The sequence below is a fragment of the Streptomyces cyaneochromogenes genome, assembly GCF_003963535.1.
Lineage (GTDB): Bacteria > Actinomycetota > Actinomycetes > Streptomycetales > Streptomycetaceae > Streptomyces > Streptomyces shaanxiensis.
The window spans coordinates 5,908,635-5,922,401 of record NZ_CP034539.1 but is presented as its reverse complement, the minus strand read 5'-3'; the positions used below and the strand labels follow the sequence as shown (position 1 = coordinate 5,922,401).

General features: G+C 70.0%; 12 protein-coding genes and 2 pseudogenes. 7 read left to right on the top strand and 7 right to left on the bottom strand.

Features of this window, described 5'->3' with window-relative positions; all coding sequences use genetic code 11:
• The first annotated feature begins 31 nt into the window (after positions 1 to 31).
• Positions 32 to 1,003, top strand: coding sequence for a LysR family transcriptional regulator (locus tag EJ357_RS27005; protein WP_228472617.1), 972 nt, complete (start codon positions 32 to 34; stop codon positions 1,001 to 1,003).
• A 48-nt stretch (positions 1,004 to 1,051) separates the two neighbouring features.
• On the opposite strand, the gene EJ357_RS27000 is transcribed toward EJ357_RS27005, so the two are convergent.
• Both EJ357_RS27000 and EJ357_RS26995 read right to left on the bottom strand, forming a co-directional pair.
• Positions 1,052 to 2,188, bottom strand: coding sequence for a sugar ABC transporter substrate-binding protein (locus EJ357_RS27000; protein WP_126394156.1), 1,137 nt, complete (start codon positions 2,186 to 2,188; stop codon positions 1,052 to 1,054).
• Between the two features lie 119 nt (positions 2,189 to 2,307).
• Positions 2,308 to 2,742, bottom strand: coding sequence for an ATP-binding protein (locus tag EJ357_RS26995; protein ID WP_126394155.1), 435 nt, complete (start codon positions 2,740 to 2,742; stop codon positions 2,308 to 2,310).
• Between the two features lie 134 nt (positions 2,743 to 2,876).
• On the opposite strand from EJ357_RS26995, the gene EJ357_RS26990 reads away from it, so the two are divergent.
• Together EJ357_RS26990 and EJ357_RS26985 are read left to right on the top strand one after the other, a co-directional pair.
• Positions 2,877 to 3,740 (top strand): helix-turn-helix domain-containing protein, encoded by an 864-nt coding sequence (locus EJ357_RS26990; protein ID WP_228473201.1) that lies wholly within the window; start codon positions 2,877 to 2,879, stop codon positions 3,738 to 3,740.
• The gene (locus EJ357_RS26985) at positions 3,737 to 3,931 is read left to right on the top strand and encodes a DUF397 domain-containing protein (protein ID WP_126394154.1); all 195 of its coding nucleotides are present in this window, start codon (positions 3,737 to 3,739) and stop codon (positions 3,929 to 3,931) included. The genes EJ357_RS26990 and EJ357_RS26985 overlap by 4 nt, the downstream gene beginning before the upstream one ends.
• Here EJ357_RS26985 and EJ357_RS26980 read toward each other — a convergent pair.
• Positions 3,902 to 7,396, bottom strand: coding sequence for a HEAT repeat domain-containing protein (locus tag EJ357_RS26980; protein ID WP_175647539.1), 3,495 nt, complete (start codon positions 7,394 to 7,396; stop codon positions 3,902 to 3,904). The two genes, EJ357_RS26985 and EJ357_RS26980, sit on opposite strands and share 30 nt — an antisense overlap.
• Before the next feature lie 97 nt (positions 7,397 to 7,493).
• Between EJ357_RS26980 and EJ357_RS26975 the strand changes: the two genes are divergently transcribed.
• Together EJ357_RS26975 and EJ357_RS26970 are read left to right on the top strand one after the other, a co-directional pair.
• Entirely contained in the window at positions 7,494 to 7,757 is a 264-nt protein-coding gene (locus EJ357_RS26975) for a hypothetical protein (RefSeq protein ID WP_126394152.1), read from the top strand.
• Positions 7,754 to 8,140 (top strand): PIN domain-containing protein, encoded by a 387-nt coding sequence (locus EJ357_RS26970; RefSeq protein ID WP_126394151.1) that lies wholly within the window; start codon positions 7,754 to 7,756, stop codon positions 8,138 to 8,140. Before EJ357_RS26975 ends, EJ357_RS26970 begins: the two co-directional genes overlap by 4 nt.
• Here the strand turns inward: EJ357_RS26970 and EJ357_RS26965 are convergent.
• Positions 8,137 to 8,652: an EF-hand domain-containing protein gene (locus tag EJ357_RS26965; protein WP_228472616.1), complete on the bottom strand. Its 516-nt coding sequence runs from the start codon at positions 8,650 to 8,652 to the stop codon at positions 8,137 to 8,139. The genes EJ357_RS26970 and EJ357_RS26965 overlap by 4 nt on opposite strands.
• Positions 8,653 to 8,874: 222 nt before the next feature.
• Here EJ357_RS26965 and EJ357_RS26960 point away from each other — a divergent pair, with 222 nt between their 5' ends.
• Together EJ357_RS26960 and EJ357_RS26955 are read left to right on the top strand one after the other, a co-directional pair.
• Positions 8,875 to 9,411, top strand: coding sequence for a hypothetical protein (locus EJ357_RS26960; protein WP_126394150.1), 537 nt, complete (start codon positions 8,875 to 8,877; stop codon positions 9,409 to 9,411).
• A 126-nt stretch (positions 9,412 to 9,537) separates the two neighbouring features.
• Entirely contained in the window at positions 9,538 to 10,086 is a 549-nt protein-coding gene (locus tag EJ357_RS26955; protein WP_126394149.1) for a hypothetical protein, read from the top strand.
• A gap of 22 nt (positions 10,087 to 10,108) precedes the next feature.
• Here EJ357_RS26955 and EJ357_RS26950 read toward each other — a convergent pair whose 3' ends face one another.
• The 3 genes and pseudogenes from EJ357_RS26950 to EJ357_RS26940 all read right to left on the bottom strand — a co-directional run.
• Positions 10,109 to 12,037, bottom strand: a complete 1,929-nt coding sequence (locus tag EJ357_RS26950; RefSeq protein ID WP_126394148.1) for an AMP-dependent synthetase/ligase — start codon at positions 12,035 to 12,037, stop codon at positions 10,109 to 10,111.
• A gap of 235 nt (positions 12,038 to 12,272) precedes the next feature.
• A pseudogene (locus EJ357_RS26945) lies at positions 12,273 to 13,340 on the bottom strand (acetyl-CoA C-acetyltransferase); the annotation flags it as partial.
• Positions 13,341 to 13,503: 163 nt separating this feature from the next.
• Positions 13,504 to 13,722: pseudogene (locus tag EJ357_RS26940) on the bottom strand (acetyl-CoA C-acetyltransferase); the annotation flags it as partial.
• Between the last annotated feature and the right edge of the window lie 45 nt (positions 13,723 to 13,767).

The window sequence follows — 13,767 nt, the reverse complement described above, 5'->3', positions numbered from 1 at the left end:
GTCACTGCCCCCAAGCGTTAACTTGGAGGTCATGACCCTTGATGACCTGCGTGTGTTCGTCGCCGTGTGCCGGGCCGGAAGTCTGAGTTCGGTTGCTCGGGAGCTGGGGTGCACACAGTCGGCGGTGAGCCAGCATGTGAAACGGCTGGAGCGGGAGACGGGGGTCGCGTTGCTGGAGCGGCAGCCTCGGGGAGTCGTACCGACCCAGGCGGGGCGGGTGCTGGAGGCGGCCGCCGCCGAGGGGATCTCCGGGCTGGACCTGGCGATACGGCAGCTGCGGGACCTCGTCGACGGCGAGAGCGGGTACGTGCGCGTGGCGACGGGGGCGACGACCGTACGGCACTTCATGTCCGAGGCGGTCGTCGCGTACCGGCGGCGCCATCCCCAGGTCAACCTGGAGTTCCGTACGGTGAGTTCGGGCCGCGGCAGCTTCGACGCGCTGGCCGACGGCACGCTCGACCTGGCCTGGATCACCCTCGGCCCATCGGTGCGCGGCATCGAGCAGCGGCCGGTGGTGGAGCTGCCGTGGGTGCTGGCGGTACGGGCCGACGATCCGCTGGCACAGCGGCCGTACGTCGACGTCGGCGCCGACCTGCGGGACGTACGGCTGATCCGGCTGCCCCCGAACTCCGCCTCGGCCGCCCATCTGGACGCCGCCTGCGCCGAGCTGGGCGTCCGGCTCGCGCACGACACGAGCGTCGCCGACTGGGACACCGCGCTGCTGCTGGCCGAGCTGGGGGTGGGGCGGGCGGTGGTGCCCGCGTTTCCGGGGCTGCCCGCCCCCGGCGCCGGGGGCGGCGACCGCGACCTGCGCCTGATCCCCCTCCCCGCGCTGCGGCCCCTCCCCGTCGGCTGGGCGGTCCGCCGTTGGGACGCGCTCAGCCCGCCGGCGCGGGCGTTCGCGGACCTGGTGGAGGGGTACCGCCGGGGCGGGGAGGGTGAGCCGCTGGGAGGGGGTGCTTTGAAGGGGATGCAGGTGCTTGAAGGGGGCGCAGGCGCTTGAAGGGGGTGCGGGCGCTTGAGGCAGGCCCTTGAAGGGCTTCCTTCCGGCCTACTTGAGGCCGATGGCCGCGCAGTCCGCCGCGTACTCGGCGGTGCAGATCTCCTTGACGGTGTAGACGCCGTCCTGGACCACGGTGCTCTCGATGTTCTTCTGCGTGACGGCGACCACCGACACCAGCTGCGCCGGAATGTTCTCCTCCGACTCGCTGTCGACCGAGTCCTGGGTCAGCGCGTCGAACTCGATGTCGCGCCCCTGGACCTTGTACACGGCCATCTTCGCGGCGTTGGTCGCCTCCTGGGCGAACGGCTTGTACACCGTCATGAACTGCTCGCCCGCGACGATCCGCTGTATTGCGTCCAGGTTGGCGTCCTGCCCGGTCACCGGAGGAATTTTGCCCGCGCCGGCCTCCTTCAGCGCGTCGATGACCGCGCCGGCCATGCCGTCGTTCGCCGAGTAGACGGCGGCGATGTTGCTCAGCCCGACGGAGGCGATCGCCCGCTCCATGTTCTTCTTGGCGATCTCGGGCGACCACTTGTCGGTGTCGTACCGCTTGGCGATGTCGACCTCGCCCTCGAGCTCGTCGAGGGCGCCGTCCTTGAACCGGGCCGTGTTCGGGTCGGCGGGGTCGCCGTTCATCATGACGACCTTGCTGGCGGCGGCCTTCGAGCCGAGCTCCTCGACGAGCGAGCGGCCCTGGACCTCGCCGACGAGTTCGTTGTCGTGGGAGACGTACGCGGAGATGGGCCCCTCGGCGAGCCGGTCGTAGGCGATGACCGGAATCCCCGCGTCCTTGGCCTTCTGCACGTCCGGGGCGATGGCCTTGGCGTCCACCGCGTCGACCAGGACCACGTCCACCTGGTCCTCGATCATCTGCTGGAACTGCTGACTCTGCTTGTCCGGGCTCGACTCGGCGTTGGCGTAGTCGATCTTGCCCTTGCCGTTGGTGAGAGAGTCGACTTCCTTCTTGATGAGGGGATGGTCGAACTTCTCGAAGCGTGCCGTGGCCTTGTCGGGCAGCAGGAGCCCCACCGTGATGTCGTCGCCCTTCTCCGGCGTCGCCGAGCTGTCACCGCCCCCGATACCGTCGATGACCCCGCACGCCGTGAGCGAGAGGGCCGAGACGGATGCGGCGAGGGTTATGCCGATACGGCGTACGGCAGGGGTGTGGGGGGTACGAGCATTCACTAGTGGTGCCTTCCGAGCGGAGGAGCGGCGTTGCTACCCGGGTTGGGCGTAGCCAACGCGGATACGGCATGTCACGTCAAGGTGTTGTCGTAACGAGACGGCAACCGTTTGCAGTTCAATTACCGATCCGCCTGCTTGAGAGCGATTTCCGCCCACACCGTCTTACCGACGCCCCACTCCGCGACGCCCCAGGTGCGGGCGAGGAGAGACACGAGGAGCAGGCCGCGTCCGCCCTCGGCGTCCGGCTCCGTGACGAACCGGAGCTGCCGGTCGCCACGGGCGTCGCTCACCTCGATGCGCAGGGCGCCCTCGGGGAGGAGCGTCAGGCGCAGCTCGAAGTCACGTCCGGGGACTCGGCCGTGGGTGACGGCGTTGGCGGCGAGCTCGGCCACGAGTTGCTGGGCGGTGCGGTTCGCGTCGGTGTCGTACGGGTGGCCCCAGGCGGTGAGCTGGTGTGCGGTGAGGCGCCTGGCGAGGCGGGCGCCTCGGGGGGTGGGGCTGAGGCGTTGAGTGAGGGTGGCGGTGGGTGTGGGGGTGGTGATTTCGGCGTTCACGTCACTGAGCGTGGCCGGTTGTATCTACGCTGACCAGGGGCGACGGTGCGACTCTGAGTAGCTGTACGGCTGCGATGGGTGCGGAGTCGGGCGGTCGGCCGTGACCACACGACGAGGTGAGGGCGGTGACGCACGTGGCGGACGAGAGGGAGCGGAGGCCGGAGACGCCGGCGGAGGCCGAGGGGACGACAGAACTCTTCAGCGCGCTGGGCAAGATGCTTCGGTTGCTGCGGGAGCGGAAGGGGTGGACGCAGAAGGAGTTCGGGAGCAAGGTCGGGTACGGGCCGGATCAGATCGGAGCGATGGAGCGGGGGGTGCGGGTCACTCGGCCGGAGTTCCTGGTGAAGGCGGATGAGCTGCTGGATGCGGGTGGGTTGTTGCTGGAGGCCATTGAGGACGTCGAGAGGGCGATGAAGAAGGCTCGGACTCGGCATCCGGAGTGGTATCGGAGTTATGCGGGGTTGGAGGCGCAGGCTGTTGAGCTGCACTTCTACGCCAATCAGGGCGTGCCAGGGCTGTTGCAGACCAAGGATTACGCGGGGGCTGTGTTCTCCCGCAGGCGGCCGCTGCTCGACGAGGAGACGATCGAGAGGCGCGTGGCCGACAGGCTGGACCGGCAGCAGATCTTCGACAAGTGGCCGGCTCCCATGTGCAGCTACGTGCTGGAGGAAGTCATCCTCGACCGACCGATCGGCGGTCGGCAGGTCCACGCAGATCAGCTGAGGCAGCTGCTGCGCATCGGAAGCATGCGGAACGTCGAGATTCAGGTAATGCCGACCTGCCTTGAGCAACACCCCAACATGGACGGCGCGTTCAACTTGCTGACACCTAAGGGGCATCCGCAAGTGGCTTACACGGAGATCCAGGGATACCCGCGGTTGATCACCGACCTGGAAGAGGTCCGGAAGATCGCCGACCGCTATGGGATCATGCGGGCGATGGCACTCCCGCCCGCGGAGTCCCAAGCCTTGATCGAGAAGAAGCTGGGGGAGCTATGAACACCGAGACACTCGCCTGGTTCAAGTCGAGCTACAGCGGCGGCGAGGGCGGCGAATGCGTAGAGGTCGCCACCTGCCCCCACACCATCCACATCCGCGACTCCAAGAACCCCACCGGCCCCCACCTCGCCCTCTCCCCCACCACCTGGTCGGCCTTCCTGTCAGGGGAGTTGGTCCGCGAGCGGGGCTAGCGCCTCGGCCGCTGCCACAGTGACGGCGTCGGCGTGATCGCGGAGGAACGGCAGGGTTGCGGGGTGAGCGGGCCAGCCGAAGGCGAGCGATTGCAGGGCGGCACCCCGGGGGTCGGGGTCAGGGTCGACGACAGCCCGGTCCCGCAGGAACTCGGCTGCGTTCTCGTCCCTCACGCAGACCGCGTACCAGCGCAAGGCCTCGGCTCGGACCGTGGGAGCGGCATCGGCAGTGGCCAAGTCACGGATCAACTCAAGGGTCGTCGCGTCGTCGCCCCGGCCAGTGGCCAGCAGCGCCAGCGCCTGATACCGGACAGGAGTGGCGGTGGCGGTGTACGCACACACACGGATCGCCTCCCACTTGACCGTCTCATCACCGCGGTAATGCCTCAGTGCTCGCAGCGTCTGCTGCCGAACATGGGCGTCCTGATCGTTCCTCAACCGGTCGAAGGCCAACTCCCACGTAGCGGCCTTGTCACCTCTGTGCCCGCACAAATGCTCCACGGCCGCCGCACGTACGCCCTCGCTGTGGTCACTGACAGCCAGCCTGTGCACCAGTTCCCAGGTACGAGCCTCGCTCGTCCCGAGCCGTACGAGCCCGGAGAGCGCGGCCTGCCGAGCGCTCCCACTGGGCTCGTCTGCGATTCGGGCACGTAGGAACTCCCAGGTATCGGCTGCCTGGGTCCCTGCCGTCTGCCACAGCACGGAACAGGCTGTGGCACGGACCTGTTCGTCCGGGTCCTCCACGGCTCGGAGACGGGCCAGTCGCCATGTGTCGGTGTCTTCGCCGCGCAGGTTTCGCAGGCTGAACAAGGCCTCCGACCGGACAAACCAGTCCTCGTCCTCGACGGCACGTCTGCGTGCCAGTTGCCAGTCCCCCCAGTGCTGAGTGAGATAGGACAGGGCCGCGTACCGCGCTTCGTAAAACGTGTCCTCAACCGCCCGGCTGCGCATGAGCGCCACCACGCGCTCGTCGTCGAGTACGTGGCCCAAACCGCGCAGCGCCTCCGCACGGACACCTCCCTTCGGGTCCTCGACGGCCCGGCGGCACAGCAACGCCCTGACCTCGGGAGCGTTGCTCCAGTACAGAGCAAGCGCGGACAACGCCGCTCCACGGTCGTACTCACTGTCCGCGGATACGGCGAAGTCGACCAGCAGCGCCCACAGCCCACCGGCTTCGGGGTCTCTGCGGAGGGACAGCGCAAGGGCACGGACCTGGAGCGAGGGATCGTCGACGGAACGGTCCGCGATCAAAACGCTGCTGTCGTCCTCGTCGGGGCCGAGTCCGGGTAGAAGTGCCAGAGCCCCTCCACGAACTCTGGGCACCGGATCCATGACCGCGCGAACCCGGAGCAGCTCCCGCACCTCTTGCTCAGTGCTCCAGCGGGCCGCCAACGCGTCGAGCGAAGCCGCCCGAACGCTTGGGTCTTCGGCATGCACGGCCATGGCCTGGGGAAGCGCGGAGCGTGGGTAGAGCCCGACCGCGTACCGTCCCGTCACGGAGTTGTACCCGAACTGGCCGCGCAGATGGAACCAGCGCAGCAGCCGGGACCGCCCGCTCCAGTGAAGCGGAAACGTCGCCAATGCGGCCGCGATCTCCTCAGCCTGGACCAGGCTGTAGTTCAAGTGCGCCTCCTCCAGAAGCACCACGATCCCGTCCACAACGGCTCTGCTCTGCGCGGCGAGCGCACCGATCCTGCGGACCTCGGCCAGCGCTCGCACGGCCAGCACCAACAGGGGTACCTCCGGACTCGCGCTGAGGCGCCGCCGATGCATTTCCAACAGCCGGTCGATCGCCGCCCCCGCCTCCCGCTCCCCGATCTGCCCGACCACCAGCAACAACACCTCATGCCACGCCGAATCCTCCGCATGCCGAGCGAAGACCTGCTCGATGAACTCCTCCGGCGTCCACTCCCGCTCACGCGTATACCGACGGTCGATATCCACGGCCGCCAGATACTCCAGGAACGCCCGGTGGACGAACCCGTACACCCCACCCCCGTAATGACCGAGGATGAAGTTCCGTTCCCGGAACTGCCGCACCATCGTCCGAGCCGCCGAAACCGCGTGGGCGACCGGCAGTTCGTACTGTTCGCGCAGGTACTCCTTGAACGTGTCCAGCAGGTCGTCCTGGTGAATGTGGTTGCCCGCGATCCCCCCGTCCCCGTCCTGCATCCGCCGAGCGACCAGCCGCAGCAACTCATGCCGGTCCTCATCGCCGAGATACGACAGGGCCTCGACGTCAGTGGAAGCGCGCAGGTTCTTGGCGTGCTCGTCCCAGTGAGCCACCAGGACCGCCACCGCATGCCGATAAACGCCCTGCCGATCCCGAGGCAGTTCCCGGCGGCGCCCGATGATGGCGAGGATCGTCAACAGCAGTGGATTCCCGGCTAATTCGCCCACCGGCCGCGAATACCCCACCGCGTCGGTGAGCCGTCGGCACAGCTGTGCCGCCCGCTCCCCGTCATGCGGATACGCAGTGGCGTACCACCGCCCGGCGAACCGCCCGACCTGCTCCTTGCTCAGGTCCTGGATCATGTAGTGCGCGAACCCGGCCCGCTCCAGCACCCCCCGCCGATACCCGATGACCCGCGACGTCACCACCACGCGCACCCCGGCGTCCCCGTACCGCCCGGCGAAGTCCGCGATCCGATGACTGACCTGTTCCCGGGCGGCCGGGTCGAAGAGTTCGTCCAGGCCGTCGAAGACGACGACCGCCCGCCCCTCGGCCAACAGCCGCTCCGCCACCGCCACCGGCGGCGCCATCCCCTTCGTACCGTGCAGATGCCTGAGGAAGTCCTCGAACGTCCGCTCCCGCCACTCCCCCGCCGCGTACTCCCGCAGCTCCACGACCAGGGGCACCCGGCCCGCCAGCGGCGCCAGCGGATCGTCAGCAGCCACCTCCTGCGTCAGCGCGAGCGCAAGATGACGGGCCAGCGTCGACTTCCCCGCCCCCGGATCACCGAGCAGCACGATACGGGCCTCGCCCGGGTCGGCCAGTACCTCCAGAACGTCCCTCGCCGGCCGATCCGCATACGCCCGCCGCGCCCGCTCCAACGCCTCCCGCTCCAGCCCGGGCGGCAGACTCGACGGCCACTCCCCGGAGTCCACCAACCGCTGCCGGATGTCGCGCGGCAACTCCACCGGCGGCGGGTCCGCCCGCACCGTGGGCGCCACGAACACCTCGTCCAGGCCGACCGGCGGATGGTCGCCCTCCTCGGTGGGGATCAGGACGTCCAGGTCCAGCCGCCCGTAGGTCTCACGGATGCGGGTGGAGTACCGCCGTAGCGCCTCGTCCGTCTCCTCCAAAGACAGCGCGTCCGGTTCCGGGACCTGCGTCACGTACTGGTTCTCGATGTGCGTGTACGTCGCGGTGCTGTGATCGCCGGTCGCGGCGGCCTTGACGTCACCGCCCGCCCCCACCGCCCGCTCGCCGCCGGCCCTCACCTGCTTCGACTCCCGCCCCATGGCAGGACCGTAGCGGGACACGTCAGCGGGGGCGGCCCGCTTGGAGAATTTCCCGCGGGGACCTCGGACCGCGTATACCTCGGCGTATACTTTCGCCATGTCTGACGTCATGATCCGAGTCCCCTCCGAGGTCCGAGACCGCCTCGCGGTCATCGCCGAGTCTCGGGGTACGTCGATCCGATCACTCGTGCAGGAATTCGCAGAAAGCACACTCACCGACGAAGAGCGGCGCGAGCGCGCTGAGCGGACCCGCGCCTACCTCGCCGAACACTTCGGCGTCGAGGTGACGGACGAGGAGAGCGCCGCCATGAGGCGCAAGATGCGTGACGCCTTCGCGCACCGGACGGACTCCGCCGCGTGATCCAGCAGCATTTCGTACTGGACACTCCCACGCTTCTCGCCCTCTCGGGCAACCGTCAGGTGTCCGCACTCATCCACGGGGCGCACTTCGAACCCGACGTCCGGCTGTGGGCCCCCACCGTGTGCGTCCTGGAGGCCGACGCAGAGCACCTGGGCCTCGCCGAGCACATCGGTCAACTCGAAGTGATCCACACCGTCGATCTGGACTACCCGGCCACGCTCGCCATCGCCCAGCTACGCCGGGACGGCGTGCCTCCCGGCATCGGCGCTGCCATCCACGCCGTACGCCACCTACCGGACTGGGGCACGGACGCACTGGTCGCCACCGTCGCGGCCAAGGCGTACGACGGACGAGGCGTCCCCTTCCTCGACCTCACCCGCTAGTACAGGACCTCCCCCATCGGTGACCCGTCGCCCACGATGTAGGCCCGGATCGACGCCAGGTACGCGTCGCGGGCGACCCGGCCGTCGCCGTCGGTGTCCAGCGCGTCGAACGCGGCGGCGGCGTTGTCGGCGGGATTGTTCAGTGCGGTGCGCAGCGTCGTGAACTCCGCTTTGTCCAGGGCGCCGTCGCCGTCCGCGTCGGCGAGGTCGAAGAGCGCGCCGAGCGCGAAGCGGCAGATGTTGTCGAACTTGTCGGCGCCCACCCACGCGTTGTACTCGTCAAAGGTCAGCTTGCCGTCACCGTCCCCATCCATCTCACCCCATGCCTTGACGCCTTCCGCGCGAGCGGTGACGACGAGCGGATCGTCCTCCGTGCGCCCCGTGGCGACCACGGTGCGGTCGATGCGAGAGAGGTAGTCGTGCCGCGTGACGACTTGGTCTCCGTCGGCGTCCATCATGGCGAACACGCGCACGCGTGCGGTCGTCGCGGCGTCGGCGGTCGTACGGCTCACTCGGGTCTCCCCTGCTCGGGTTCATGCTCGCGCTCGACGAGGGCTCGTCCGGCGCTTCCTACCCGGCCGCCGGCCGGCTCCAAGCAACCCGACTGGAGCAGAGGCGTGCGCGGTGGCGCGCAGGCGGGCGTGCGCCGGCGATGTGCTTCGAGGTGCCTGAAACAGCCCGTTCTCCCGAGCAGTTGAGGCACCGGTAGCAGTACGCCATTTTCGGGAGGGCATGTGTTCGGTAGGCGCGGTACGGCAGTCACGCTGGGGGCCCTGGCGCTCGTGGTCTCGTCGCTGATGGCGGCGCCCGCCAGCCAGGCCGGGACAGACGGGCACGAGGCCGTCATCTGTACGGGCAACGCGAGCAGCCGCTACGACCCGCCACTCAGCCTCCAGCCTCGCAGGACCCACAACCACGCGGACGTGCGCTACACCTGCACCACCACTCCCGGCCACACCGCCCCGGCCACCGGCTCCTTCGACGCCGTCGCACCTACGGCGTCCTGCCTCTCGGTGTCCGGCGCGCGTGGCACCGAGACCGTCCGCTACGCCGACGGCAACCGGTCGCTGATCGTCATCGACGGCGCCACCACCGCGCGCGTCGCGGGCGTCCTGGTCGTGCTGCAATCGGGCCGGGTCGTGGAGGGGCGCGGCGAGGGCCACTTCGTACGCCGGACCGTGACCGCGCTGCCCCGACAACTGCCCACGGACTGCCTCACCTCCGGCCTGCGGGGCACAGAGAGCGCGGTTCAGCTGGAGATCCTGCCGTAGCGCTCGATCGACGGGCGCGGACGGGCCTGCGACGACCGCGCCCTCGAAAGGGTCAATGCCCGAACAGCCGTACCAACCACCCTTACGGTCTCACGCTGTCACCCGAGATCCAGGAAGGGAGCCCCCATGGCAACCGCCTCCCGTGCGGCGCTGACCGTCGAGGTCATGGAGATGCTGGCCCGGCTCGACCCCCGGTTGTGGGAGATCGTCGAGCCGCCCGTCCCGCCCCACCCGATCCACGACCCCGGCGCCGGCAACGGCATCGGGGTCGGCTTCAGGTCGGCGGCCAGGGACGGAGAGCGGCTGAATCCGCAGCCGCTCCCGCCCGCGTTGTTGCCGGCCGTGCGGGACATGTCCGTCTCGGTGGCGGAGGCCACGATCGCCGCCAGCCTGGCGGGGAAGAAGCCCGCCGAGGTGCTGAAGGAGGTTGGGGACGACATCTGCCCCGAACCGCCGAAGCTGCCCTGGCCGAAGAAGTGGCCCGTGCCCGTCCAGTTGCGGGAGCGGCTCATCAGCGACCCGCAGCGCGTCTCCCCCGCCGTCCAGGCCTCGGCCGCTCTGGTCTTCCAGTCCTACGCCCACCGCATCACGGACAAGGCCCTGAGCACGGCGTTCGCGGGCCTCGCCGACCGCCTGCTGGAAAGGGCCCTGAAGACCGCCAACGGCGCGGGCTGAGGGTGCCGGCCGCGCCGAGCCCCTACTTCTCGTACAACCCCTCCACCACCCCCGCGAAGTCCCGCAGAACCGCCTCCCGCCGCAGCTTCATCGACGGGGTCAGATGGCCGTCCATCTCCGTGAAGTCCGTCGGGAGGATCGCGAAGCGGCGGATCGATTCCGGGCGGGAGACCAGTTTGTTGGCCTCGTTCACCGCGCGCTGCAGGATCGCCCTCAACTCGTCGTCGGTGACGAGGAGTTCGGCCGGGACCGAGTGCTTGCCGTTCATCCGGCGCCAGTGGGTGACGCCGTCCATGTCCAAGGTGATCAGCGCCGACACGTACGGCCGTCGGTCGCCGACGACCATGCACTGCGAGATCAGGGGGTGCGAGCGGAGCCAGTTCTCCAGGGGCGCCGGAGCCACGCTCTTGCCGCCCGCCGTGATCAGCATTTCCTTCTTGCGGCCGGTGATCGTCAGGTAGCCCTCGTCGTCGAGCTCGCCGATGTCGCCGGTCGCCAGCCAGCCGTCCGCCGCCGCGGGCACCACGCCGCCCGCCGCCGGGTCCCAGTAGCCGCGCAGCACCTGCTCGCCGGAGACGAGGATCTCGCCGTCCGCGGCGATACGCACGCGGGTGCCCGGCAAGGGCCAGCCCACCGTGCCCAGGCGGGGCTTCAGGGGCGGGGTCACCGTCGCCGCGCCCGTCGTCTCGGTGAGGCCGTAGCCCTCGTAGATCTCGATGCCCGCGCCGGCGAAGAACGCGGCCAGGCGGCGGCCGAGCGGTGAGCCGCCGCAGATCGCGTACCTCACGCGGCCGCCCATGGCGTTGCGGATACGGCGGTAGACGAGGGGGTCGTAGAAGGCGCGGGCCGTCTTGAGCGTCGCGCTCGGGCCGCCGCCCGTCCCCGCGTGCTTGGCCTCCAGTGCCTCGCCGAGGCGCTCGGCCACCGACGCCGCGCGGTCGAAGGACGACACCCGGCCGCCCGCCTCGGCCTTGGCCCGGGCGGAGTTGAAGATCTTCTCCAGCATGTAGGGGATCGTGAGCAGACATGTCGGGCGGAAGGCCGCCAGGTCGGGGAGGAGGTCCTCCGCCTTCAGGCTCGGCGCGTGGCCCAGGCGGACCCGCGCCCGGATACAGGCCACCGCCACCATGCGGCCGAAGACGTGCGACATCGGGAGGAACAGCAGCACCGACGCCTCTTCGCTCGTCCGCGCCTTGAAGATCGGGTAGAGCAGCTCGATCGCGTTGTCCACCTCGGCGAAGAAATTGCCGTGTGTCAGGGCGCAGCCCTTGGGGCGGCCCGTCGTGCCCGAGGTGTAGATGAGCGTCGCCAGCGTGTCCGGCGCCAGCATGCCCCGCCGTACGCCCACCTCGCCGTCCGGCTGCTGGTCGCCCAGCTCGGCCAGCCGCTCCACATGGCCCTTCTCCATCACCCACATGTGGCGCAGGTCGGGCACCCGGTCCAGCTCGGGGCCGAGGGCGGCGGCCTGGGCGGCGGTCTCCGTGACCAGGGCGACCGCGCCCGAGTCCTGGAGGATCCAGCGGGTCTGGAAGACCGAGGAGGTGGGGTAGACGGGGACCGTCACGAGACCGGCCGCCCAGGCGGCGAAGTCGAGGAGCGTCCACTCGTAGCGGGTGCGCGCCATGACCGCGATCCGGTCGCCCGGCACGAACCCCTCGGCGATCAGGCCCTTGGCCACCGCCTGCACGTGCTCGGCGAACTGGGCCGCCGTCACGTCCCGCCACTGCCCGTCCTCGCCCTTGCGGCTGAGGATCACCGCCCCCGGAGCCGCGCTCGCGTTGTCGAAGGGCAGGTCCGCGAGCGACCCATGGGTCACCGGGGGCGCGAACGGCGGTACGTACGCCTCCCGTACCGCACCGTCCAGCCGCCGCGTCTCGGGCTGGACCAGGCTCGGTCCGGGAGCGTCGTCGAAGGCGGCGGACGGGGCGAAGGAGGGAAGCGAGGTGGACACGGGCGGCTCCTGCGGCGGGCGTGCAGCGAAGAAACTGCTTGCTGCATGACGTACGTGCCTCACGCACCGTGGCGTTCACCGGCGGAGGCCTGCGGAAAGGGGTTACCGCTGGTTAGGCAGGTGATCGTACGGCGCCCGCGTGTGGGCGTTGTGCGGGTTCGGCGGGGGTCCGGGGCCGGGTATGTGCAACGTCGAGGGTTATGTGAGGGGCACTCAGCTTCGCCTCACCCTTTCCCTACCTTCGCTCCAGGACAGCCGTCACCCCCTGCCCGCCCGCCGCGCAGACGGAGATCAGCCCACGGCCCGAACTTCCCTTCTCCGCCAGCGACTTGGCCAGCGTCGCCACGATCCGCGCCCCGGTCGCCGCGAAGGGGTGACCGGTGGCCAGGGAGGACCCGGTCACGTTCAGGCGGGCCCGGTCCACGGGGGCCAGCCCCCGCTTCTCCCACGCCGCCAGCGTCGCCAGCACCTGGGAGGCGAAGGCCTCGTGGATCTCCACGAAGTCGAAGTCGGGGAGCGTCAGTTCGGCCCGCTCCAGCATGCGCGGAACCGCGTACGCCGGCGCCATCAGCAGCCCGTCCTCGCCGTCCGCGACGTCGCCGTGCACGAAGTCCACCGCCGCCGTCTCGTACGCCGTGAGGTACGCCAGGGGCTCCAGGCCCCGCCGCCGCGCCCACTCCTCGCTCGCCAGCAGCACGACCGCCGCCCCGTCGGTCAGCGGCGTCGAATTGCCCGCCGTCATGGTCGGGGTGGGGCCATCGAGACCGAACACGGGCTTGAGCGCGGCGAGTTTCTCCGGTGTCGAGCCGGGGCGCATGTTCTGATCGCGGGTCAGGCCCCGGAAGGGCACCACCAGGTCCTCGAAGAAGCCGCGTTCGTATGCCGCCGCCAGCCGCTGATGGCTCGTCGCCGCCAGTTCATCCTGGGCCTCGCGGGTGATGTCCCAGGCTCGGGCGGTGACGGCGGCGTGCTCGCCCATGGAGAGCCTCGTGCGGGGCTCGGCGTTGCGCGGGATGTCGGGGACGAGGTGGGTGGGCCGTACGCGGGAGAGCGCCTTGAGCCGGTCCCCCAGCGACTTCGCCCGTCGCGCCGCCAGCAGGATCCGGCGCAGCTCGTCGTTGACGCCGAGGGGCGCGTCGCCGGCCGTGTCCGCGCCGCCCGCGATCGCCGACTCGGTCTGGCCGAGCGCGATCTTGTTGGCGGCGGCGATGACGGCCTGGAGCCCGGTGCCACAGGCCTGCTGGATGTCGTACGCCGGTGTGCTCGCGTCCAGCTTCGAGCCGAGGACGGTCTCGCGGCTAGCGGGTCCGGGGCAGTGCGGGTGCGTTCCCGCGTCGTTCGGTGCGTGCTCTCGGCGTGCCGGACGAAGGTCCTCGTAGCGGAGCTACTAGGGCCTTTGGCCGGTGCGGCGAGAGGGCGTGCCAGGCGGCGTGGGGGCGTGCCCGCACTGCCCCGGGGTCGCTTGAGTTGAAGTCGCGGCTGTGCTTGAGGACCGCCCCGGCGACGAGTTCGCCGACCGCGCCGGGACCGGCGAGGCCGTACCGCTCGACCAGGCCGTCGACGACCGCCGTGAGCATGTCCTGGTTGGACGCGGTGGCGTACGGGCCGTCGGAGCGGGCGAACGGGAGGCGGGTGCCGCCGATGATCGCGACGCGCCGAACCGCCGGGGCCAACAGGGAGCTCATCTCCACCCACTCCTCACGTCACCATGGGCTTACCTCCGGTAACCT

What these genes read in the sequence shown, in the direction of transcription:
- EJ357_RS26975 (WP_126394152.1), top strand. Translation starts at nt 7,494, where the DNA reads ATGTCTGACGTCATGATCCGAGTCCCCTCCGAGGTCCGAGACCGCCTC.
- EJ357_RS26985 (WP_126394154.1), top strand. Translation starts at nt 3,737, where the DNA reads ATGAACACCGAGACACTCGCCTGGTTCAAGTCGAGCTACAGCGGCGGC.
- EJ357_RS26980 (WP_175647539.1), bottom strand. Translation starts at nt 7,396, where the DNA reads ATGGGGCGGGAGTCGAAGCAGGTGAGGGCCGGCGGCGAGCGGGCGGTG.
- EJ357_RS26955 (WP_126394149.1), top strand. Translation starts at nt 9,538, where the DNA reads ATGGCAACCGCCTCCCGTGCGGCGCTGACCGTCGAGGTCATGGAGATG.
- EJ357_RS27005 (WP_228472617.1), top strand. Translation starts at nt 32, where the DNA reads ATGACCCTTGATGACCTGCGTGTGTTCGTCGCCGTGTGCCGGGCCGGA.